Origin of the sequence: Lysinibacillus sp. NPDC048646 (assembly GCF_050272295.1) — a bacterium.
Taxonomy (GTDB): domain Bacteria; phylum Bacillota; class Bacilli; order Bacillales_A; family Planococcaceae; genus Lysinibacillus.
On sequence record NZ_JBNNLZ010000001.1, the window covers coordinates 445373 to 469567 of the forward strand.

General features: G+C 35.4%; 21 protein-coding genes. All 21 read right to left on the reverse strand.

What is annotated here, in order from left to right:
* Positions 1 to 175: 175 nt before the first annotated feature.
* Positions 176 to 2956 (reverse strand): 6-hydroxymethylpterin diphosphokinase MptE-like protein, encoded by a 2781-nt coding sequence (locus ACQKII_RS02090; RefSeq protein WP_427455864.1) that lies wholly within the window; start codon positions 2954 to 2956, stop codon positions 176 to 178.
* A 21-nt stretch (positions 2957 to 2977) separates the two neighbouring features.
* A complete protein-coding gene (locus tag ACQKII_RS02095; protein ID WP_427455866.1) occupies positions 2978 to 4225 on the reverse strand; it encodes a UDP-glucose dehydrogenase family protein in 1248 nt (415 codons plus the stop codon).
* A complete protein-coding gene (gene galU / locus ACQKII_RS02100; RefSeq protein ID WP_427455921.1) occupies positions 4222 to 5103 on the reverse strand; it encodes a UTP--glucose-1-phosphate uridylyltransferase GalU in 882 nt (293 codons plus the stop codon). The genes ACQKII_RS02095 and galU overlap by 4 nt, the downstream gene beginning before the upstream one ends.
* Positions 5104 to 5106: 3 nt before the next feature.
* The gene (locus tag ACQKII_RS02105; RefSeq protein ID WP_427455868.1) at positions 5107 to 6048 is read right to left on the reverse strand and encodes a UDP-glucuronic acid decarboxylase family protein; all 942 of its coding nucleotides are present in this window, start codon (positions 6046 to 6048) and stop codon (positions 5107 to 5109) included.
* Complete coding sequence (gene galE, locus ACQKII_RS02110) at positions 6045 to 7028, reverse strand: UDP-glucose 4-epimerase GalE (RefSeq protein WP_427455870.1); 984 nt, start codon at positions 7026 to 7028, stop codon at positions 6045 to 6047. Before galE ends, ACQKII_RS02105 begins: the two co-directional genes overlap by 4 nt.
* On the reverse strand, positions 7028 to 7999 hold the full coding sequence (pseB, locus tag ACQKII_RS02115; protein WP_427455872.1) for a UDP-N-acetylglucosamine 4,6-dehydratase (inverting): 972 nt from the start codon (positions 7997 to 7999) through the stop codon (positions 7028 to 7030). Before pseB ends, galE begins: the two co-directional genes overlap by 1 nt.
* 247 nt (positions 8000 to 8246) lie before the next feature.
* Entirely contained in the window at positions 8247 to 9338 is a 1092-nt protein-coding gene (locus ACQKII_RS02120; protein ID WP_427455874.1) for a DUF2920 family protein, read from the reverse strand.
* A gap of 417 nt (positions 9339 to 9755) precedes the next feature.
* The gene (locus ACQKII_RS02125; RefSeq protein WP_107923578.1) at positions 9756 to 10580 is read right to left on the reverse strand and encodes an SDR family oxidoreductase; all 825 of its coding nucleotides are present in this window, start codon (positions 10578 to 10580) and stop codon (positions 9756 to 9758) included.
* Complete coding sequence (locus ACQKII_RS02130) at positions 10577 to 11284, reverse strand: cytidylyltransferase domain-containing protein (RefSeq protein WP_427455876.1); 708 nt, start codon at positions 11282 to 11284, stop codon at positions 10577 to 10579. Before ACQKII_RS02130 ends, ACQKII_RS02125 begins: the two co-directional genes overlap by 4 nt.
* Positions 11277 to 12200 (reverse strand): Gfo/Idh/MocA family protein, encoded by a 924-nt coding sequence (locus tag ACQKII_RS02135; RefSeq protein ID WP_427455878.1) that lies wholly within the window; start codon positions 12198 to 12200, stop codon positions 11277 to 11279. Before ACQKII_RS02135 ends, ACQKII_RS02130 begins: the two co-directional genes overlap by 8 nt.
* A complete protein-coding gene (locus ACQKII_RS02140; protein ID WP_427455923.1) occupies positions 12197 to 13261 on the reverse strand; it encodes a nucleotidyltransferase family protein in 1065 nt (354 codons plus the stop codon). The genes ACQKII_RS02135 and ACQKII_RS02140 overlap by 4 nt, the downstream gene beginning before the upstream one ends.
* 28 nt (positions 13262 to 13289) lie before the next feature.
* Complete coding sequence (locus tag ACQKII_RS02145; RefSeq protein WP_427455880.1) at positions 13290 to 14402, reverse strand: N-acetyl sugar amidotransferase; 1113 nt, start codon at positions 14400 to 14402, stop codon at positions 13290 to 13292.
* Between the two features lie 12 nt (positions 14403 to 14414).
* Positions 14415 to 15050, reverse strand: coding sequence for an acetyltransferase (locus ACQKII_RS02150; RefSeq protein ID WP_427455882.1), 636 nt, complete (start codon positions 15048 to 15050; stop codon positions 14415 to 14417).
* Positions 15043 to 16122: an N-acetylneuraminate synthase gene (gene neuB / locus ACQKII_RS02155; RefSeq protein ID WP_427455884.1), complete on the reverse strand. Its 1080-nt coding sequence runs from the start codon at positions 16120 to 16122 to the stop codon at positions 15043 to 15045. Before neuB ends, ACQKII_RS02150 begins: the two co-directional genes overlap by 8 nt.
* Complete coding sequence (gene neuC / locus ACQKII_RS02160) at positions 16119 to 17246, reverse strand: UDP-N-acetylglucosamine 2-epimerase (protein WP_427455886.1); 1128 nt, start codon at positions 17244 to 17246, stop codon at positions 16119 to 16121. Before neuC ends, neuB begins: the two co-directional genes overlap by 4 nt.
* 3 nt (positions 17247 to 17249) lie before the next feature.
* A complete protein-coding gene (locus tag ACQKII_RS02165) occupies positions 17250 to 18404 on the reverse strand; it encodes a LegC family aminotransferase (protein WP_427455888.1) in 1155 nt (384 codons plus the stop codon).
* On the reverse strand, positions 18401 to 19402 hold the full coding sequence (locus ACQKII_RS02170; protein WP_427455890.1) for an NAD-dependent 4,6-dehydratase LegB: 1002 nt from the start codon (positions 19400 to 19402) through the stop codon (positions 18401 to 18403). The genes ACQKII_RS02165 and ACQKII_RS02170 overlap by 4 nt, the downstream gene beginning before the upstream one ends.
* A 20-nt stretch (positions 19403 to 19422) precedes the next feature.
* Complete coding sequence (locus tag ACQKII_RS02175; protein ID WP_427455892.1) at positions 19423 to 20685, reverse strand: motility associated factor glycosyltransferase family protein; 1263 nt, start codon at positions 20683 to 20685, stop codon at positions 19423 to 19425.
* The gene (locus tag ACQKII_RS02180) at positions 20685 to 21032 is read right to left on the reverse strand and encodes a hypothetical protein (RefSeq protein ID WP_427455894.1); all 348 of its coding nucleotides are present in this window, start codon (positions 21030 to 21032) and stop codon (positions 20685 to 20687) included. Before ACQKII_RS02180 ends, ACQKII_RS02175 begins: the two co-directional genes overlap by 1 nt.
* A gap of 2 nt (positions 21033 to 21034) precedes the next feature.
* Positions 21035 to 22783, reverse strand: coding sequence for a motility associated factor glycosyltransferase family protein (locus tag ACQKII_RS02185; protein ID WP_427455896.1), 1749 nt, complete (start codon positions 22781 to 22783; stop codon positions 21035 to 21037).
* 123 nt (positions 22784 to 22906) lie between these two features.
* Positions 22907 to 23809 (reverse strand): flagellin Hag, encoded by a 903-nt coding sequence (gene hag / locus ACQKII_RS02190; protein WP_427455898.1) that lies wholly within the window; start codon positions 23807 to 23809, stop codon positions 22907 to 22909.
* Positions 23810 to 24195: the final 386 nt, after the last annotated feature.

Sequence of the window (24195 nt, forward strand, 5' to 3'; positions counted from 1 at the left end):
CATGAAGGCGTTGTCACAGGACGTGACGTTTTTTGCCTTCGTTCCCCTAGTACTCCTGTGGGATCTTAAGTTGTTCGCTGATCCCCAAGGAGTCGCCGCCTTTCGTTCCATGTGCTTACTTAGCATAAGATTTATTTTAAATCAAGTGCATATTGTAGTTATGGCCCATTTTATTTTACCCATAAGTCTCCTCGTTTAAAATTAATTGCGGTCTATACCCATTTAAATTAAGCATTTTCGATGAAAGTGAAATTCCACTATATTCAAAACCTCGACCATATTTTTTGAATGACCATTCATCCCAATGACTTCCTCGAACAATCGAGTATCCTTCTTCGGAAAATTCGCTATCATTTACCCAACTAGTAGAAATTGAGTCTGAGTTCCACGCTAAACTAGCATTTACGATTTGTACGTTAAATACCAAATATTTATCCCATTCATTGTTACTTAGACATGTCACAATTCCACGTTTCTTATTTATATAGACTTTTTTATCCTGTATAGCATATTTATCTATTCTATTTTGAATAATTCTATCTGCAATTAATTTACGTATGCCTTCAATATTATCAACCATAATAAAATAAAAGTCTCCATCAGGATCTGAGCAGGCATTCAATGAAAGAAAATCTCCTGATTCTTCTCCTAATGTAGTAAATTCGCCTACTTTATTATAAGATGCTTTATAATGACATCGAATTCTTTTTCCAATCTCAAGTTCATCAACAGATATTACTTCATCTATATGATAGGCTCGACCTTTTATATCAATTTCAGCTCCCTCAAAAACCAATGATGGATTATCAGATAGGACAGTAATCTCCACATCATGTAGTTCCTCTTCAAGCCCTGATATTTCAAATACTTTCTGCTTCATAAATGATCCATATTTATCATCAATAGGGTTTTTAATTTTAATAATGTTTACTTTACCATCAACTGTAACCTGAAGTTGTAAGTCATCCTGAGAATGAACTGTTCCGAATAGTTTTAAAAATGTACCATGAAATCTGAAAGCTATTTGTGCACCTTTTTCCTTAGTTTCTACACCTATAGCGTAAACATGGGAATTGAAATTTTCATTCTCTTTTATTATATGGTATTTCTTCTCCCAATCTCCTATATAATGAAATACACCTGAAGTACTACTATAGCCTTTAATTTCTGATAGTTCCGCTAATTCAGACATTATATGTTTCGTAATGATCGGTGCAATATTCCTATAAAATGCTCGACAACTCGTGAGATAATTATTATACACTTGAATAGCTTTCTCAACTTTTTTTCTCGAGATTTCCATCCTGTTCATGGATCTAATTTCTACATTTAGCTTTTCAAATACAAGCTGTGCTATTGGTGATATCGTTGTTTGGAAGAATACATTCTTTTGATATTTCAAGAAAAGTTTCTCTAACTGATCTAGCTTATTTCTCATTTGATTTGATTTGATACTTAATAAAGAATTTTGAAAGTCTTCTAAATAATTCTCCAATTCTTTATCTCTTTGAACAAAAAGATTAAATTCATTGCTGTATTTTTTCTTAAATGATTGATTTATCTCATTTGATTTTTCTGGTATTAGTGATTTCCACCATTCATCTACTACAATTTTTTCCGTTAATTTTTCTTCAATTATCTGTTGCAGAGATTGATAATTTGCTCCTTTAATCGCTGCACCACCATTAGTTGTATTAATGACAGGCATATTTACAAAATCTATATAGTTCTCTATATCTAATCTCATTCTATTTAAACTATCGTTTGTTATGACTTTACCCCCATGAACATCTTCCACTTCAAATGAATTAATTAAATCTTGAGTCTGTATTGAACTATTTGTTAATTCCTTTTTCTCGTAATCGTATCTTTTAACTTCTTTTGAATAATACCTTTTCTCTTTAAATGCTAAATTTTGTCCAACAAGATAAACTTGTTTTACTTCTAGAGCATGGAAAATTTGCAACATAATTAATGCAATCGTCGGTGCATCAGAAATAACTGGTATTTGTTCCTTGTGAAATTGCGGTGTAATTTGATCTTGTGATGTTACAAAATAAAATTTTGGCCCTTGATAAAACTGTAAAGTTTCAAACCCTACCGAAGTACCATAAATCATTGGAATATCGGTAATCCTTTGCTCGTAAATTTCCTTAAACACATAGTGATTATGTTGTTGCGGATCGTACGTACAAATTGCATCTGGGTAAATATTAGTTAGCATCAATGCCTTTGCTGCAGAACCAACAGCGAAAATATATGCCAATCCTTTTTCTTTAATAATACGTAGTTTTTCTAGTTCTTCATCCAACGATGGACCAGCACTTACTAAAATAACTGGCTTGTTTTTAAAGAACTTTTTCTTATGTAAGATTATATTTTCATGTTTAAATGTTTCTGGTAAATTCATCAATGCATTCAGTGTCCATCTTTTTGAAAAAAGTGCGGCTGCAACTATATTGGAACCTTTGGTCATTAAAAAAGATTTTAAGGCCTTCCCAAATTCCTTTGTTTGCTCTGAAAATAATCTTTCGTAGACAGGTAACACAATCAACAGCATTTTTTGATGAATAAGCTCACCGAGGAACTCCATATTCTGAACTAATGGATGTTGACTATCTTCTACAATGTAATGAGATAATTTATCTTTAGGAAATTCGGTTACAGCGAGCTCCCTTAAAGAAATTGTAGCTATTTGTTCAATCGGTTCATATGCAGAAATCAATTTCTCAGGATAAGCTGCAGAAAAATACTTTACATGGTAGCCGAGTCCAATTCCATAAAATAAAACGTGATCTGCTTCCTCAATCTTTTCTCTTAAAGAATCGATAAAATGCTCAGCTTCCTGCACAGGATTATATTTACTATGGAGCATCATTTTTTTATCATCTATCTCTACTTGTAAAGCAGGAACTCCTATTTTACTTTCAAGTACTTCAACTTGAATTTTGCTCACTTCATCCACCTCCAGTAGGCATTAAAATTTAAGTATATGCCTTCCATCGAAGACAATCGCATTATTAGAATAAGATATTAATTTAGCCCAATCTGCCTCGATAAACTCTTGCCATTCTGTAACTAGCAAGATTACATCTGATTTCGACACACATTCTTCCTTAGTAGAAGCATATGTTAGCTCTCCCCCCTCCAAATAAGGGGATTTCTTTACAACTGGATCATACGCTGAAATTTCAGCACCTCGTGCAAATAATTCTTTAATAATCATTATTGATGGGGCTTCACGCATATCGTCTGTATTTGGCTTGAATGCTAATCCTAATATCGCGATTTTCTTCCCTATAACCTTGCCCTTAAAATGATTGATTATTTTTTGAACAAAGATATATCGTTGCTCATCGTTAGCTTGTATAGCTGATTGTACTATGCTTAAGTTCACATCATTTTCACGTCCCAAATATGCTAATGCTTCCGTATCCTTTGGAAAACATGAACCTCCATAGCCTAATCCCGCATTTAAAAAAGCGCGCCCTATTCGATGATCCATGCCCATGCCATCTGCTACTGCATTTACATCCGCCCCTAGGGCTTCACATAAATTAGAAATTTGATTGATGTAGCTAATTTTCACGGCTAGAAAGGCGTTTGATGCATACTTAATCATTTCTGCACTGCGACGATTCGTATGCAAAATTGGAATGTTTAGTGGCTTAAATAGGTTTTCTACCTTACCTCTAGCAATTGTATTCTCTGCTCCTACTACGATACGATCTCCATAAAATGTATCATTTATCGCATGTCCTTCTCGTAAAAACTCCGGATTAGATACTACGTGAATTTGTAAACCGGCTGTCATATTCGCATGAATGATTTCTTCAATCCTATCATTCGTACCTACAGGAACTGTACTTTTCACAACAATAATCACATCATGCTCTACATTTTCCGCAATATCTTTAGCTGCTTGTTCAATATAAGACAAATCCGCTGCCCCATCTTCTCCTTGAGGTGTACCGACAGCTATAAAGATAATATCTGCCTGTGCAAATGCTTCTTGAGCATTTGTTGTGAAGCATAAACGACTTGCCGCAATATTACGTGCTAGTATCTCATCTAATCCAGGTTCATATATTGGTGATTGCCCTTTGTTAAGGGTATTGATCTTTTCTTCATTAATATCTAAACAAGTAACAACATGCCCGATTTCTGATAACACGGCGCCTGTTACTAAGCCTACATATCCTGTGCCTATGATGCCAACGTTCATTTTGTTACCTCTGCTTTCGTATTGATGTAAGCTTGAATATCATCTTTTAAATCCTCACGTTGTAATGCAAAGTCTATCGTCGCTTGGACAAATCCGATTTTACTACCGATATCATATAATTGTCCTACAACATCTTGCGCAACTACCCGTTCTTCTTGGTTTAACAATTGAATCGCATCCGTTAATTGGATTTCTCCACCCACACCAGGTTCAGTAGCTTCTAACTTTTCAAAAATCGAAGGTGTTAGGACATAACGTCCCATAATAGCGTAGTTAGAGGGGGCAACCTCTTTCGACGGCTTTTCAATAAAACCCTTTACTTCAATAGCCTTACCACTTTGTATCTCTGTAACTGGATCAATCACGCCATATTGATGGACACTCTCCATCGGTACTTGTTGGACACCGATGACAGAAACCTTTTCGCGGTCGTATGTATCAATTAATTGTTTTAACGCAGGCATAGGTGCTTGTAAAATAATATCTCCTAGTAAGACAGCAAATGGCTCGTCTCCGATAAAACGATGTGCGCAATAAATCGCATCTCCAAGACCCTTCGCTTCTTTTTGACGTATATAGTGTATATTCGCTAGGTTTGAAATGGCTTCGATTTCTTTTAAATCATCCAGCTTCCCTTTCATTTCCAATGAATGTTCTAATTCATAATTCGTATCGAAATGGTCTTCGATTGAACGTTTGTTGCGTCCACTAATAATTATAATATCTTCAATACCCGATGCCACGGCTTCTTCTACAATATATTGAATTGTAGGTTTATCCACAATCGGTAACATTTCCTTCGGTTGTGCTTTTGTTGCAGGCAAAAATCTTGTTCCCAAGCCAGCTGCTGGGATTACTGCCTTACGTACTCTTTGCATCATTCATCTCTCCTGCACTTTTCTCGCAAAATAAGCGATTGTTTTCTGGAGTCCTTCATCTAACATGACTTTCGGCTCCCAGCCTAGGAGACGTTGTGCTTCGTCAATGATTGGTCGTCGCTGTTTAGGATCATCCTGTGGAAGTTCTTCAAATTGTAATGGTGTATCATTCCCTGTCCATTTCACAACTTTTTCTGCGAGTTCAAGCATTGTAAATTCATTTGGATTGCCTAGGTTTATAGGACCCGTAACTTCTTTTGTTGTTGCCATTAATCGTAAAAAACCCTCTATCAAATCATCTACATAGCAGAAAGAGCGTGTCTGTTTGCCATCACCATATACCGTTAAAGGTTTCTTTAGTAAGGACTGAACGATAAAATTACTAACGACACGTCCGTCTTTAGCATCCATTCTCGGACCATATGTATTAAAAATGCGGACGACTTTAATTTCGAGATCATACATACGTGCATAATCAAAAAATAACGTTTCTGCTCCGCGCTTTCCTTCGTCATAGCAACTGCGGATGCCAATCGGATTGACATGTCCCCAATATTGCTCTGGCTGTGGATGTACTAAAGGGTCTCCATAAACCTCAGATGTAGACGCCTGGAATACCTTTGCACCTGTTTTACGAGCAAGTTCTAGTATATTCAGAGCACCTAATACACTTGTTTTAAATGTATGAACAGGATCTGTCTGATAATGTATAGGACTAGCAGGACAAGCTAAATTATAAATCTCATCAAACTGTCCTAATTCAGGAAAAGGTTCTATAATATCATGCTGAACAAACTGAATTTTATCGAGTACATGGCTAATATTAGCCATTGCACCTGTTTGTAAATTATCCATACAGATAACTGTATGCCCTTGTTCTACTAGTCTATCGATTAAATGCGAGCCTAAGAAACCTGCTCCACCAGCCACTAATATACGTTTCATTTTGTGCCTCCAAATTTCTTCACATGCCACTGCCAAGCCGTTTCAATAATTTTTTCCAAGTCATATTGTGGCTGCCAACCTAGTAATTCCCCAGCTTTTACTGCCGAGCCAATAAGTTTCGCTGGATCTCCTGAACGACGCTCTGTAATAACAGTTGAAATGCTACATTCTGTAACTTTCTCAATCATTTGAATAATCTCTAGCACAGAATAACCCAAGCCATTACCTAAATTTAGCGTAAGATTTTCACCATGCCCCTTTAAATAATCAACAGCCTTGCTATGCGCATCTGCTAAGTCAGTTACATGAATATAGTCACGAACACAGGTACCATCCAATGTGTCGAAATCTCCGCCGAATATCGAGATAGAGGGTCTTTTTCCAATTGCAACATCTAACACAAGTGGGATTAAGTGTGACTCTGGATCATGCCATTCGCCAATTTCACATTCAACATCAGCACCAGCTGCGTTAAAATATCTAAGTGCCACAAATTTAAAGCCGTACGCATATGAGTAATCTTCTATAATATGTTCCATCATTAATTTTGTACGGCCATATGGGTTAATCGGATTTTGTGGATGCGTCTCTGTTATCGGCCACTCTATAGGGTTCCCATAAGTTGCACAAGTAGAAGAAAACACAATATTTTTCACTTCATAGAGCAACATCATATCCAATAAATGAATCGTATTGACAACATTATTTTGATAGTACATAGCTGGTTTTTCAACAGATTCGCCAACATATGCAAAAGCAGCAAAATGAACAACTGTATCGATTGAAGGATATTGAGTAAACAAGCCTTGTAAATCCTCTTTATTTGCTAAATCTCCCTTGACTAAAGGAACATTTGAAGGGATAAACTCTTCATGACCCGTGCTTAAATTATCAAACACCACTACATCTTTGCCCTGCTGCATTAAATATTTCACTGTATGTGAGCCTATATATCCTGCTCCCCCTATTACTGCAATCATTACAAATCCTCCGACAGCTTTTCCAATTGTTCAATAGATAGCCACTCCGTATTATTATCACTCGTATACGAGAATCCTTCAGGCAGTGTCTTCCCACCTTCCGCAAATTTTTTAGACCACCAAGGAAATTCTGGTTGAATGACATAATGATCATCAAACTCTACAGTATGTCGGGCATCATCCTCCATAATCATTGCCTCGTGTAGCTTTTCTCCAGGTCGAATACCTACTATTTCTATATCACAATCGGGCGCAATCGCTTTAGCTAAATCCATTACCTTCATACTTGGTATTTTAGGTACAAAAATTTCGCCGCCATGCATACGCTCCAAATTATCAAGTACAAACTGTACACCTTTCTCAAGTGTTATCCAAAAGCGTGTCATACGCTCATCTGTAACGGGCAATGTACCCGTTTCTCTTATCTTTTTAAAGAAAGGTATAACACTTCCTCGACTCCCGACTACATTACCGTAGCGTACTACCGAGAAACTCGTTTTCTTTTCTCCGACATACGCATTAGCTGCTACAAAAAGCTTATCAGAAGCAAGCTTAGTCGCTCCGTAAAGGTTTACTGGGCTACATGCCTTATCTGTTGAAAGTGCAATCACTTTTCCCACACCGCAATCAATTGCGGCTTCAATTATATTCTGGGCACCGTTAATATTTGTTTTGACTGCCTCAAATGGATTATATTCACATGCATCTACATGCTTCATCGCCGCCGCATGAATGACAATATCAACACCATCAAATGCTCGATGTAACCGCTCTTTATCGCGAACATCGCCGATAAAGAAACGCAAACGAGAATCGATAAACTCCTGTTTCATTTCATATTGTTTCAACTCGTCACGGCTAAAAACGATCACCTTTTTTACACCTAAAGTTAAAATTACACGAATAAATTTCTTCCCGAAAGATCCTGTTCCGCCAGTGACAAGTACCGTTTTATTTTTAATTGTTTCCATTCTATATTAAATACCTCAATTCAACTTTTATGTACTTAAAGAATATTACCCACTTTCTATTATATATCGGCTAACATCCTAAAATCTAAAATTTCCAAAGAAAAAAGGCGCCTTAACTCAAAGAGAATGTTTGAGCCGAGCGCCAAAAGTAATTTATATAATATACATGGACCATTACATCGGAAAAGAAAGAGATTTTCAAGATTTACTATATTACATTCAGGAACGTAATATAAGCGAATTAATACTACAACAAAACTTCTCGGAAAAAGACAGGGAGCCCAGAAGAATAGTCCACGCTTATTATTGTTTGTGATAGTTTAATCTCGTACGTTAAGCTAGCTTCAGTATTGTTTTCATGATGCCCTAACTTTGCTAAACCGTATTCAAACATTTTTAAAAAATCAGCATCTAATCCATGTTGATTTGATTTGAATATTACTCCATCTACTGTATTTTCATCTACTAAAAAAAATTCTGCAAAAGGGATATTATTTACTAAATTCCCCTTGTCAATATGATTTATTAAATTATCCTCATTCCCTTGAAATGAAATAATCTTTGCAGCATTATCAAATTGATTATAGAATGTATCTAAAGAAAGTGCTTGCTTATCTTCAATGTATTTTTTGGCTATGTAGTCAAATTCCATTTGTAATGTCATTTGTCCGAACCCCTGAAATAACAAGCGATTTGCACTTAAATAAACTGGTTCTATCCAAGCTGAATTATCAATTATATAAGAAAATAAATGAGGAGCCAAACAGTTACTTAAATGAAGTAAATACGCACCATGTGAATGTCCATATCCAATAACTCTTTTTTCGTTAAACTTTATACTGTTCTCCTTTAATATAATTCGTACTGCCTCAATAGCTGTAATAATGTCAATTGCCTGCATAAAACCCATATCATTAAAGTGGTCTCCTGTTTCATCTATCTTTGCTATCACAGGAATGGTAATATTTCTAGCAGATAATATCTCAAGCAAATTAGAATAGTCTTCATTTATTGTACTTCTTTCTTCAAGAGAAAAGGATGCTAACAATTCATTGATATCGCAATTTAGATTAAATGAAGATGCACTTTGCATAAATTCACTACCAAAAAAATCACACTGTACCGTAACTACATTGTATGTATCTGCAAATGTTTCTCTCATCTTTTTATATACATTCGAATCAATTTTACCACCGAATCCTGGAACAAAAATAGCAATTCCAAGATTTTCATCCGTTTCTTTTTCAGGAAATGAGAATTCAATTCGCAATTCTCTATTCGAAGAGCCATTATAGATATTATGATGTGCAGGAATTTTAATACTTTGATTTTCAGCCATGTATATTGCTCCGTTCTTAATCAATTGATAATCATATAATATTTATTGTGTTAGTAATCATTTACCGCAGATATTTCCCTTGACCTTACATACTTAGTTCAAAGAAAGCTTGTCGAGCATTGTATGAAATTGTAAAAAATTGAAACTCAATTTTTGAGACCTGTTCTAATTGATGATTTCGTGTTAGTCTAGTCGAATATTATTTAGTCAAAATTTCACGGTATTCAACTGATCCATATTTCATTATTTTCGCCCACAAGGGATATTCAAGCTGTAAATCGGTCATTTTTCATATAGATGATAGCATCCAATTGAAATCATTGAAATCCACTGTAACATGCTATCAAATAAGTAGTCCCTAAAAAATGATTACCAGCGTGCATTTTTATGAAAAGTATTTCAATTACTAAGAGTTACCTACCAAGCACTCAAGCCACCATCAATTAAAATATTTTGACCTGTTACATAGCTCGATGCATCAGAAGCTAAAAAAATTAATGCGCCAACCATTTCTTCTGGTTGTGCCATTCTTCCTAAAGGAATACGGTTTCCATAATTTTGTTTAAACGTTTCATTTTGACCGCTCTCTACCCCACCAGGTGTAATCGTGTTCACACGGATACCATCTTTTGCCCAGTATGTAGCAAGATATTTTGTTAATGCAACGACGCCACCCTTTGAAGCTGAATAAATAGCTGGTGTATTAATTTGACGATCTAAATAATATGATCCTTCATAAATGCGATTATCTGGTCCCAATACACCATAAATTGATGATGTTTGGATAATAGACCCACCTTTGCCTTGCTTCTTCATTACTTTTCCAACATATTTAGCGACAAGGAACATACTATCTAAATTTGTACTCATAATTTCTTTCCATTGATTTAAATCATATTCTTCAAAGGGTGCGAAGAATGCATTTAAATCACTCGATTTGCCCGCAGCGTTATTATGGAGTATATCAATTGTTCCAAACTCTTCAACAACAGTTTGTACCATTTGTTTCACAGACTTCTCAGATGTTAAATCGCAATAAAATGCTTTTGCAGTTGTGTTATAATCGGCTATTATTTGCTCCGCAACTTTAGTTGCCTCTTCAATATTAATATCAACAACGGCTACTTTTGCACCGGCATCGGCTAACCCTTTACAAAAATGGCTCCCTAAAATCCCAGCACCACCAGTAACAATGGCATTTTTCCCTTTTAAGCTAAAACGTTCAAAATAGTTTACACTCATAACAAACTACCTCTTTTCTCAGCTAAAAATGATACAAATTCAAAATCTAGCTCTGAATCTATATCAATTGAACGTTCTTCTGGCATCTCATATAAAATTGTATTAGGTGTAAATATGGATACATCATCAAAAAATGCATTCCGCTTCCAAACATAAATAGAAGCATTCATATCAAAGCTTCTTGGCGCATCTTGTCTTCTTACTACCGCTGCAGGCAATTTTTTAGATAACTCGACAAAACCCTTTGAATTTTCTTCTACCAAGTTAAAATATGGGCTTCTTCTTGAAGGAGCACCGGTAATTAAATTTGTTGCGTGCTTGTGATCTTCAAGTAATTCAATACTCTTCTTCAAATCTTGCACATTACGTAATGGCGATGTCGCATCAATATCTGCCATGATATCAAAAACTAAGCCCGAAACCTTCTCAGCTTCTGTTACACAATGTTGAATAACTGGTAACTTTGCCGATGTGTCTGTTGCTAACTCAGCTGGTCGTTCAACAATAATATCTGCACCATAATCCTTAGCAACTTGTAAAATCTCTCTACTGTCACTACTAACTGCAATGACATCGAATAATTCACTTGCTTTTGCTTGTAAAATACTATGAGCGATTAATGGTTTCCCTAATATCAATTTTATGTTTTTATTTTTGACCCCTTTAGAACCTCCACGAGCACAGATTGTACAAATTCTATGCATTTTTTATCCACACCTTTTCTTTCGAACATTGTTCAGCAACTTCAATCATACGAACAATATCTAGTCCGCCTTGTAAATCACAAAGCATATCGACATGATTATTTAATAATGCGATATGTTGATTTAAATACGTTTCGTCTCGATCCACTTTAAATCGTATAATTTCACTATCAATTTGTATCGTTTGTCCAATTAAATCAGCTTTAAATGTATGTTCATTCGTTTGTATAACTAGCTGTCTTTGTATAATCCGATCCAAATAATTCATTTCTACTGAAACATTAATCCCCGTCTGTGTTTGGTACAATACTGAGAAATAATCATCTGATTGAATGGACAAATCACTTATTTGCCCACCGCTTGCTGTCATTTCAGCCCAATTTCCAAATAAGAAATTTAAGTAATCCAATTCGTGGCTTAAATCTCTAATAACTCCGCCACCCTTTGTAACATCTGCAGAATAACCTTTAGTATAATCTGTATTTGGTCTCCACGTAGGTAAATATTGACCAACATATGCATTGACCGATATAATTTGCTCACTCTTTAATAGCTCAAACAATTTCTGTATAATTGGATGAAATCTTAAATTGTATCCAACGTACAACGAAGAAAAGTGATAGTTCTGAGAAGTCATTTTCGCAAATAGTGGCTTTTCCACTAAAATCCTCTGATCATACCCTGTATCTTGTATACGAGTAAGCATTTCTTCATGTAAGTAAGTCTCATTTGCTACAACAATATACTCTGGATACTCACTTTCAATAGCTTCTTCAATGGTTGAATAGCTTTTTTCAACATCAATCTGATGCTTAGAAACAACTACTGTCGCAATACCTAAGCTATTTAACAATCTAATATGTCTTTGTCCAATAGATCCGTAGCCTATAACAACAGCCTTTCGCACACTCATCATTTACAACCTACCTTATTGAAATAGCTACTATACTCATCATCAGCACGTTCAAAATCAGCCATACGCCCAATATCTAGCCAATATTCACGCACGGGGAATGCCGATACATTTTTTTGTTCATCCATTAATTGTTTAAACAAATCTGGCATATCGTAAAATTCACCCTGTGGAATATACTCAAATACATCCGGACTTAATACATAAATCCCTGCATTTACAAAGCTTCTATGCATTGGTTTTTCTTTAATCGAAACTAGTTGCTGACCTTCCGTTTCAATGACACCATACGGTATTTGATATTCGTATTCACGCACACACATTGTTGCAGATGCTTCTGTTTCTTCATGAAATTGCAATAGCTGTTCAAAATTCACCTGTGTCAGCAAATCACCATTCATAACTAAGATAGGGCTATCCAGATTTTTCTTCAACAGAGACAAAGCACCTGCTGTTCCCATTCTTTTATCTTCTTCTATATAAGAAATGTTCACGCCTAAAGCTGATCCATCTTGGAAATAATCTTGAATTACCTCTTTTTTATAATTCACTGATAAGACAAAATTAGTAAATCCATATTGCATGAAGCCCTCGATAATCGTTTCTAAAATCGGCCTGTTCCCTACATTTAGCATTGGCTTTGGAATTTTTTCTGTTAATGGGCGTAAACGTGTCCCAAGGCCACCCGCCATTAATACAACTAGATTATTTTTATCTGTTACTAGCTGTTGCTGGCCAGCAAAAATAATATCTATAATTTTATTATCATTATCTACGATTGGTAATTGATTTAATTTATGTTTTTTTAATATATTTAGATAGTCACTATATGTATTATCGAGACCGGCTGTAATAGGATTTACATTCATTACACTTTCAATATATACATCTAATCCTTCTCCTCTTAAAATACCTCTACGAATATCTCCATCTGTTACCGTCCCTAGTAGTGTCTGACTGTCATCCATGACAATCGCAAATTGAAGGGAGGTATCATCAATTATTTTCATGGTTTCCAATAATGTTGTGTTCGGATGCACCACTATTTCCCTCCAATTTTTCATCATAATCCCCCTTCTTCCTTTAATCCTATTATTTTTTCCAAATTGGATGTTTCAATACCCACTCTCCAAATCTATCTCTTTCAAATAAATCTGGATTATACAGTTTTTCAATAATATTATAAAATTCTGTATGAGTGTATCCAAGAAAATCTATAAATGATTGAACTGCTTTTTGATCGATTTTATGGTCATATTGTTTAACAAGTTCTATACCTTGTTCTCTTGTAATTAATCCATACCGAATAAACTTTGAAGCATAGTCAGTAGCAGAAGCATGTCCAAACTTTGGATACTTCAACCAAGGGTGTACCAAATAAGGAATTGAATCTACTTGATCAAAATTTTCAAAAGTATGCTCTCTCGTCCATTCATGTGCCAAATCTTTAAATCCATTCTTCTTAGCAAAAATATAGTTAGCATAACTATTCCATCTAACAAAGTAACTTAAGTAGATTGGATTTAAGTTCTCTAGTTGCTGATTGTCTGGTGGGTTACAGAAGATTAGATCTTTTTCTGTGATTTTGTCGTCCAGTAATTCTTCATAGGGAATATCTGATGCGACCCCATTATTAATCTGATTTTTTGCAGAATACGTTTCAATTCTATCCGTGCCACCATATTCATAACTAATATTTTCCCCATAAATAATTAAGGGAATATTAAATTTTGAAGCTATATGTAGAGGATATGTATAAATTAAACGGTCAATATACCAAGTTGGCTTTCCATATTTTTCGAATGTTTTTTTCATAATAGCTTTTTGAGCTTTTATATTTGGTTTTAACGTGATTAAATGGCATCCAAATCGCTCAGAAATATTTTTCACATTATGTTCACCAGCTTTAGTCATTTCGAAGTTATCTTCAACCGAAACTAATAATGGATTCATATTCATTACTTCTTTAAAGTAATGTACTTGAAAGTGACTATCTTTTCCTCCACTTACAGCAATAATACAATCGTATTCAGTTTCATTTGTACTTCTATACTTAGCACATAATTCTTCTAATTCTTGATGACGTGAATCCCAATCTGTATAGTTTTTTTGTTCTTCAGCTCTACATGCCTGACAAACACCTTCTTCATCAAAATAAATTCCTGGTCTAGTATTAGGCATTGTGCATTTATTACAAAATTTCATATTTAGTAGCTCCTATTTTAAAATTTCATGTGATTTTGCTGGTACTCCAATTACTTTTTGATTCGAAGAAATATTATTTACTACAACTGCTCCAGCCCCTATTAGACTGTGAGATCCGATTGTAATTCCTTGTATGATTTTCGCACCAGTTCCTATATGTGTAAAGTCACCGATTTGAATATTCCCTGAAAGCGTTGTGCCTGGTGCTACATGTACATAGGCCCCTATCACACAATCATGTTCAATAATTGCGCCTGTATTAATAATTGTATTTTTCCCAATTTGCGCATGCGACTGTACAATTGCACCTGCCATTATTTGAGTACCCTCATCTAACGTTGCTGTACTAGATATTATTGCCCTCGGGTGAGCACATATAGCAAATGTATATCCTTGACTTTTCAGTTTCTTAAACAGGCTATGACGAACATTTGAAATACCTACAGTTCCTAAACCTAAAACAAGTTCCACTTCCAATGGGTTGTATTCTTCAAATATTACATCCGTACCAAGATACTTTAAGCCATACGAATTTGTTTGTTCTTCTGGTGCTGTAAAACCTAGAATTTTTCGATTCTGAAGTAATAATATCTCCGTTAAAACTGAAGCATGACCCCCATTTCCTAATATTATTATCGGCTTATTCATCAATCAGTTCATCCTTTTGATAAAATTTAGTGGCTTTTTCACCTAGTAGAGACCAATACTTTGCTGGAGATATGCCATTACCAGGTCTTTTAATATCGAGATTAGAAATTTTAAAGATTTCACCTGGTTTGATATCTGTTCTTGCCACTATGCTCTTTCTTGCCACTACTCGGTTTTTCACCTCAGCTACTGTCGGTTCTTTTACACCACTCCCTAAAGCACGTTCAACCTGACGAATACCCTCTACCATAGCCATTAACTCCGATGGTTCCAATGACGCTACATGGTCTGGGCCTGGCAATGTTCGGTCTAATGTAAAATGTTTCTCTATAACAGTTGCCCCCATGCTAGTCGCGGCAATTGGAATTACAATTCCTTGCGAATGATCGGAAAAACCTATGGATAATGCCAGTTCTTCAGATAAATGATTCATAGCTTTTAAATTAATCGTTTCAAAAGGTGCTGGATATTCCGTTGTACAATGAAGAACGGTTACGAATCTTTGTAAAATATCCTTAGCCTCATTTGTTTTGTAGAATGAATGCACACTTTCAATTGAAACATCAGCGTCTGGTCTTGCTAAGCCATAAGCTACCAAGGACAAGGCTTCATGTATTTCATCGATAGTCGCCATTCCCGTTGAAATAATCATTTTCTTTTGCTTCGTTGCAATATAATGAATGAACGGGGAATTAGTCAACTCACCAGAAGGAATCTTAACAGTATGCATTTGTAATTCATCGACTAAAAAATCCACGCTATCATGGTCAAATGGCGTAGATAAAAATTCAATCCCTATCTCATCACAATAGTTTTTCAATGATGTAAATTCGTCAAAAGACAATTCAAGCTTTTTCAGCATTTCATATTGAGATGATGCTTCACCTAAATTTTCTACTTGATAATCCGCTTGCATTGCTTCTTTTGTCACCAAATTCTTCGCACGAAACGTTTGGAATTTGACAGCATCCGCACCAGCTACCTTCGCAACTTTTACTAATCTTTTCGCCATTTCAAAGGAACCATTATGATTGACTCCCGCCTCGGCAATTATATATGTTGATTGGTTCATAAATCATAAAACTCCTTTTGTATAGCGAATGATGGGATTTGTTGTAATTGACTTATTATTTTCTCTGTGGCATGTCCCTCACCAAAAATTCGAGTATATGGACCTTTGAACATTAAAGCTGCCTTAATCGCTTTTTCTATTGTTGTTGATTCTAAAGTGCAATCGAATATCGAGCTAGGTTTTTGACGTCCCGCCTGTCTATCCCCACAATTTACAGTAGGAGTGTGTAAATATGGTACTTCAATCAAACCACTAGAAGAATTTCCTAACACCACATCTGCATATTTCACTGTACTTAAATATCTTAACTGGCCTAGTGAATCAAATACTTTTGCGTTTTTATGTTGCGAAACAAATTCTTCGATAGCCTTATTAATTTTCCGTCCACCATTATCCGCATTTGCTTTTGTAAACACTAAATTGACACTTGGGTAATTATTCAAAGCTTCTAATAATGCATAAATCCCATCTGTTTGGAGATTCGTTTCTGGATGATACGTTATTAAAAACATTGGCTGATCTATATTTAGTTGAAGGTCTGTATACAACTTTTCCTTCGTGAGTAATGGTAGCTTCAATATATTTTCAATTCCAATTGCTCCCACATTCCATACACATGCAGGTTCTTCACCAAGCTGAATAACTCTATTACGATGCGATTCTGTACTCGTAAAATGCCATGTAGCCATTTTCGTAATCGAATGACGGATAGCATCATCATAAGCGCCAAAGGTACATTCTCCTCCATGGATATGTGCAATCGGGATTTGCATGACAAGTGCAGTCTGTGCTGCAGCTAACATTTCAAAGCGATCACCTAAGATTAAAAGTAAATCTGGTTTTACTTTTTCAAACGCATCGGAGAATCCAATTGTCGCCAATCCCATAGATTTTGCAACGCCGGTTACTGTATCAGAGGACAACAACATTTCTACCTTTTCATCTATGACAAAACCATCCACTTCAATTTGTTTATATGTTAAGCCAAATTCAGAGGATAAATGCATGCCTGTCACAACTAGTTGTAACTCAAAATCAGCAGACTGTTTAATAGCATGCATTAAATTCGAAAGTAACCCATATTCGGCACGTGTCCCTGTAACAACGCATATTTTTCGTTTCAATAGTTATCCCTCTTTTATCGGTGTACTCGGAATATTGATAATTTTCTTGTTCAATCTCTCAATTGTTGACAAATCAGCTCTTGGACATTCTCTATATGGTTTTAACTTGTGCAGCGGTGTCCAAATCGGGCGACTCATTACACCGTTATCATTTAAAAACGTCAAAACTTCATTTCGCTCTAAAGTATCATCTAAAATTAATGTTTGCAGCCAATAGTTGCTAGATGTATTCACCGGTTCTTTGAAAAGCGTAACACCTTCTAATGATCCAACTAGTTCTTCATAAAAAGCTGTTAATGCACGTTTTCTTTCGATAAACTCTGGCATTTTTTCTAGTTGAGCGCACCCTAATGCCGCGTTTATATTGGGCAAACGGTAGTTAAATGCAACTTCATCATGTTCATATTCCCAACGATGAGGTATTTTCGCTGTTGTTGTAATATGCTTAGCATAGTTTGCTAACTCTTCGTCATCGGTTAAAATAGCTCCACCGCCACCTGTAGTGATGATTTTATTGCCATTAAAGCTAATAGCACTCACCTTACCAAAGCCACCTGTATGCTTCCCTTTATAGTAAGTCCCTAATGATTCTGCAGCATCTTCTACTAATACTAAGTGATACTTTTCGCAAATCAATTGTAATTCTTCTAGTTCAACAGCATGTCCGAAAGTATGCATCGGAATGACTGCACGTATGACACGGCCTGTTTCTTTATTGATCAGTTGATCATTTTTCACTTCGCCAATGACTAAAATATGTGCTTCTAACTTTTGCGGATCAAGGCCCAATGTTTTTTCAGATACATCAACAAAATGGGGCACAGCACCAATATACGAAACTGCATTGGCTGTCGCAACAAATGTTAGAGCCGACATAAACACTTCTTCATTTGCTTGTACGCCTGCAACCTTCAACGCAATATGTAATGCAGCGGTCCCATTCATTACGGCAACAGCACGTCTCACCCCTGTAAATTGTGCTAAATCTTCTTCAAAACGAGTAACATATGCACCTACAGAGGATACCCATCCTGTTTGAATACAATCCGTTACATACTCCAGCTCTTTACCAGTAAAGGTTGGTTCGTGTAATGGCACAAAATCCTTTTGATAATGTGCTTTAATCTGTTCTGTAAACTCTAACCATTGTGTATTCATATATTATAAACATCTGCCTTATATTGAGCTAAATTTTTTGGATTAGAGAACCATTCAATTGTTTCTTCTAAGCCACGACGGAAGCCATCTTTACCACCATAATGAGGTTGCCAACCAATCAATTCTTTTGCTTTTTTATTTTCTGCCCATAGACGATTGACTTCACTTTTTTCTGGACGTAAGCGTTGTTCATCGGTTTCAATTGTTAAGTCCACACCCATAATTTCTGCAATCATTTCAGCCGTTTCACCAATTGATACTTCATAATTAGAGCCAACATTAATGACTTCACCTAATGATTTTTCAGAATTCATGACAGAAATAAAACCACCTACTGTATCCTGTACATAGTTGAAATCACGTGTTGGACTAATAGCACCTAGTTTAATCGTTGTTTGTCCACTCGCTAATTGGCTAATGATTGCGGGAATAACCGCACGTGCTGATTGACGAGGACCGTATGTATTAAACGGTCGAATAATCGCAACAGGTGTATCAAATGAACGATAAAATGATAACGCCATTTGGTCTGCACCAATTTTAGAGGCTGAATAAGGGGACTGCCCTTGTAATGGATGATCCTCATCTATTGGCACATATTGAGCCGTACCATATACCTCACTTGTTGACGTATGCACAACTTTTTCCACTCCTAATTCACGCGCAGCTTGTACAATGTTAAGTGTACCATTTACATTTGTATCAATATAAGTAGCTGGAGAATGGTATGAGTAAGGAATTGCAATAAGCGATGCTAAGTGCAGTACATGTGTACAGCCCTTCATCGCTTCCTTTACCCCAAATGGGTCACGAATATCTCCAGTGAAAATATCCAAAGAATCTTTAATCTTTTTTGTAGATTGGTCTAACCATCCCCATGAATTGAATGAGTTATAGTAGACAAATGCACGCACATCGTGACCTTGTCTTACAAGTTCTTCTGTTAAGTGGGAGCCAATAAATCCGTCAGCGCCCGTTACTAGGATTTTTTTAGTCATTTCTATTACACCTTTTTAAATTATTTACTGGATACGATAACCTCTAAAATCTCTTTATAATCAACCATTGGAGCATCTACTAATTGTTGCTCCAGCTCATCCACTCTTAGATAAGGTATACCTTCTATTTTAGCACCGTCCCATGCCGTATTGAATATTTGCATAGAAGTATTCGCAGCCTTTTGTTCAAACCACCGACGGAAAACATTAAAATTACTGTATGTATTAATATAGTCTCCACTGTTTGAAAGGATTGTTTGAAACTTTATGTTTGTTTCAAATGTATTAGAAGATGTTGATAAGTTCGCATGAGTTTGATTATTTTTAAAGCCTAGATCTTGACCGAATAGATAAATTATTTTAAAGCCCATGAATTCTAAAAGAGATAAGCCTGTAGTTGCAACTGATCCTCCTGTTTCTAATAAAGGAACATCATTGGACGCTGAAAATTCCTCAGATAAAAGATAACCCTCTTGAAATAAGATAACTTTTTTCCCTTTGTGAATTTTAGTCATTCCATGATTAGCAGTAGCCATATAAAATAGTAAACCCTTATACTCAGTATGCTCCAATTGCTCTTGTACTAAGTGTGTTGGATCTGTAATGATGACTGCATCTGGCACAATGCCTTCTTTTAGTAATGTCTTTAACGCTGACCCAACAGCTAAAACAAAGCAAAAGCCATTTGTTTTTTTCAAAGACTTAATCGTTTGATTGAGTGAAGGACCTGCCGATACTAAGATGGCCTTTTCCCTTTGCACAATTCCTTCAAATTTTTGCATAAAGAAATTAGAATTCATTACATTAGCTAGGAAATTTTCATGCATAACTTCACTATTATCTTCAAAGGACATTTGTCTTATTTTAATATCCTCCAAAAATGCAAACAATGGATGATTAGGACCTATTGCCTTTAGCCACTGCAATGGAATAATCAGCTGTGTTTCGTCCATTGTAATATTCGTTAGATGGATTTTGTCACTAATGATATAGATACGCTTATCAGTTAAAATATGTGTAGCACCACACGATTTACATAGATCTAGTTCTTTCTTGTCCGCAAGAACAACATAAATAGTAGATGTAGGATTACTATTTAGAAGAGCCTCTGCGTGATAACCAAGACCTAGCCCGAATAAAATATATTGTTTAGACTGTATTGTTAGTTCTTTTTCAATAAATTTCTCTACATCTTGCTTTGGACGGTATTTACTATAAAGATAAATACCATTCAATTGAAGCGTATATGAGCCATCTTTTGCATGTTCTACAAGCCAGTGCATTAATTTGGTTGTACCTCAATTAATATTGCTTCTTCAAAGAAAGGAGAAATCTCATATTCAAACATATCTGCTACTAATACATAATCCTGCATTTCTAGTCCTGAATTGATTTCCTGCAAAAATTCTTGAATCTTTTCAATTTGTACAACTACTTTTACATCATTTGCTTTGAAGAGTTCGCTCGCCTCTACAAGCCATGACATTCCTTCTGAAAACTCCAAAATCATTTTCAATGCATCAGCTAGTTGGTCACTTCTCAAATTTTCAGCGATTTCTTGACTTCCGGTTGCTACTCTTGGTAAATATTCGTTAAAGCTTTGAATCGTATCCATTAAAATTTCTGTCATTGTTATTCCTCACTTTTCATTAATTTTTCATTGTCAATTCGTTTGATTACATTTGCAGTATATGATTTTGACTTTCTCGTTGCTTCTAAAAGCTTGGCATAGAGAGTCTTCGTTTGTTTATATACTCTAGTATACTTTTCAGTAGGTGTTTCGTTCGCTTTCTCTAAAAAGCCTTTTAACACTTCTAAGGTAATGGGTGTTACGATGAAATCCATTTGCACCTTTGGATATAGTTCAGCAATTTTCTTATCCACTTTATCCAGTTTTTTTAACGTTCTATTATTAAACGTCGTACTAGACTTATTGTTTTCTAATATATCTAAGCCTTTCAACAATTGATTGATTATTTGATTGTACTCTTTTGACTCAGCTACTAGTATTTCCTTTAATTTTCTCCATTCATCTTGAGAAACTACATAGGCGTAATCTTCAATTTTAATTTTATTCGGAGGTTCCTCTTGAATGTATTCCTCACAAAAATCATTAAATGTTTTTTGTTCAAAACCATTCAATCGAACTCCGCCTTCCGTACAATTGAAAACAATATTTTTTGGGGGATAGTTTTCAATCATTTGCTCGAATGTTATCTTCATAGAATTAAACACCGTACTAGTCCAAACTTCCTCACCATCAAAGCCCTCTACTGTAAACATATTGTCACTAGACTTCCAGCTTTCTTCAATTTGCTCAGCCTGCTTGTTATTGGCAGCATGAGTTTGATTATTCGTGTAAGCTAAATCTTGACCGATTAATGCAATAGGCCCACTAGATATATACTGAGCCAGGCTATAAGCATACTGAGCAATACTACCTCCACCAACAATTATAGGCAAGTTAAGGCCTATCTTTTCAGTCAAATAACGATGAATAGTTCTATCTGAGTTAGCAGTAAAAGCATAGCCTTTATTACCAAATTCCCCTCTAATTTCTGAATGATTAAAAACCGAATACAATAGCTGTGAATCACTTAATTCTAATCCCTTGAATTGATCATAATTTTCCTCTGCACCATCGATTGAAGCTACATAATCAGGAACAATTCCAAAGGGAAGGATAGAATTAATCGTAGATCCAGCTACAATAATAATGACCTTATCTTGGATTTTTTTTAACAATGGTAATTGTTTAGTAAGAGATGGCCCGCCCGAGGCAATAATCACTGGGCAGGAATATATTTGTTCTAAACTCTCTAAACTTCTATCTTCAAAAAGCGCAATTAAATTTGCACTGAAGTTTTTCTGCCATGCTTCAGAGTAGTTTAGAATTGTAATTTCATTGACCATATTTGATTTCTGTATATTTTTAACCTTTTTTAACACCTGCAAAAAAATTTCTGGAAATATCTTTTCATAATTTGGTGCACAGATAATTTTAAAGTTTTTTTGATAATCTACTTTTTTAGTAGAATCCACTACATACTCCAATTTCTCTATAGATTCACTATTATATAAAACCATTTCCACTTCATTTGCTTTGTGTCTAGCTTGTACTTCTAAAATTGAATCATCAAATAAAGGATCAATGACAATTAACGGCTCATCAAATTTAAATTGTTCCTTTAAGCTATCTACAATATAACCTAAACCATAACCAAATAAAATATGTACATGATGTGGTTCATAGTGAGTCTCTGCAAATTTTTGCGCTTCTATTGTAGGATTATATTTACTGTGTAAAAAATAACCATTTACTTTTAACGTCATATCCTCTGTTTTTGTTTCGATTTTTTCGATAATAAATTGGTTCTTCATAAGTACACCTCTTGCTATATATCGACTTGAATCATAAATAATCAATAACCTTGATGTCATTTTTGAGATTTTTTCATAAAAAAACCCTGCTTCTCAAATGAGAAACAGGGTTAAGGTTATCAATTATTGTAATAATTGAAGAACACCTTGTGGTTGTTGGTTGGCTTGCGCAAGCATAGATTGTGCAGCTTGTGTTAAGATGTTGTTCTTCGTGAAGTTCATCATCTCTTTCGCCATGTCAGTGTCACGGATACGTGATTCTGCAGCAGTTAAGTTTTCCGAAGTTGTACCTAAGTTATTAATTGTGTGCTCTAAACGGTTTTGTACCGCACCTAGAGATGCACGAGTTTCAGATACCTTTGTTAATGCTTTATCAATAATTGAGATTGAGTTATCAGCACTTTCTTGAGTTGTAATGTTGATACCAGCACCTTTACTAGCACCTGCAGCCAATTCAGCAGCGCTACCTGCAATCGCATTAACACCTAGGTTAGATGCACCCATGTCGCCAATACTTAGGTTAATATTTTGACCTGAGTTCGCCCCGATGTGGAATACTTTACCGCCAGCATCTGTAGCTGATCCAGCATTTTCAATATTCACACCAAAAGAACCGTTTAATAATTTTTGAGTATTGAACTCAGTATCAGTAGAAATACGAGTGATTTCTTTTGATAAAGATTCAATTTCTAATTGAAGTGCTTTACGGTCACCAGTAACGTTTGTATCATTCGCAGATTGTACTGCTAATTCACGCATACGTTGTAGGATTGCATGTGTTTCGTTAAGTGCACCCTCAGCCGTTTGGATTAAAGATACTGAATCTTGAGCATTTTTAGTTGCCATGTCAAGACCACGGATTTGTCCGCGCATTTTTTCAGAGATTGCTAAACCAGCAGCGTCATCGCCAGCACGGTTAATTTTGTAACCTGAAGATAATTTCTCAAGGTTTTTCGCAGATTGTGCGTTGTTGAAGCCAAGATTACGGTGTGTGTTTAATGCTGAAATGTTATGTTGAATTCTCATGTGGAATTCCTCCCTGAATGTTTTTTGTCATTCCACATCCTTGTGGAATGCTGTTGGCTTTGGTCGTATTATGTACTTCCACTGCCTTACACTATCTATATCGTTCCTTTATTGAAATGTTTAATAGTTTTTAGCGAAATTATTTTTTATTTTCATAAAAAATTTCTTACTATGCTTTGAATGAATCTTTCCATGAAATAACTAAATCTCTTTCGGTAATAATCACATCAATTAATGTATTTGACTATTTCTTTACATTATTTTCGCCTATAAAAAGTTTTATCTTTGCTAAATGAGTCAATTTCATAATTTTGAGACCTTACGGCTCTAAGCTTAAAATGACAAGAAAATAGAGCACCTCCCCAAATCCTGTATAATGAGAGTTA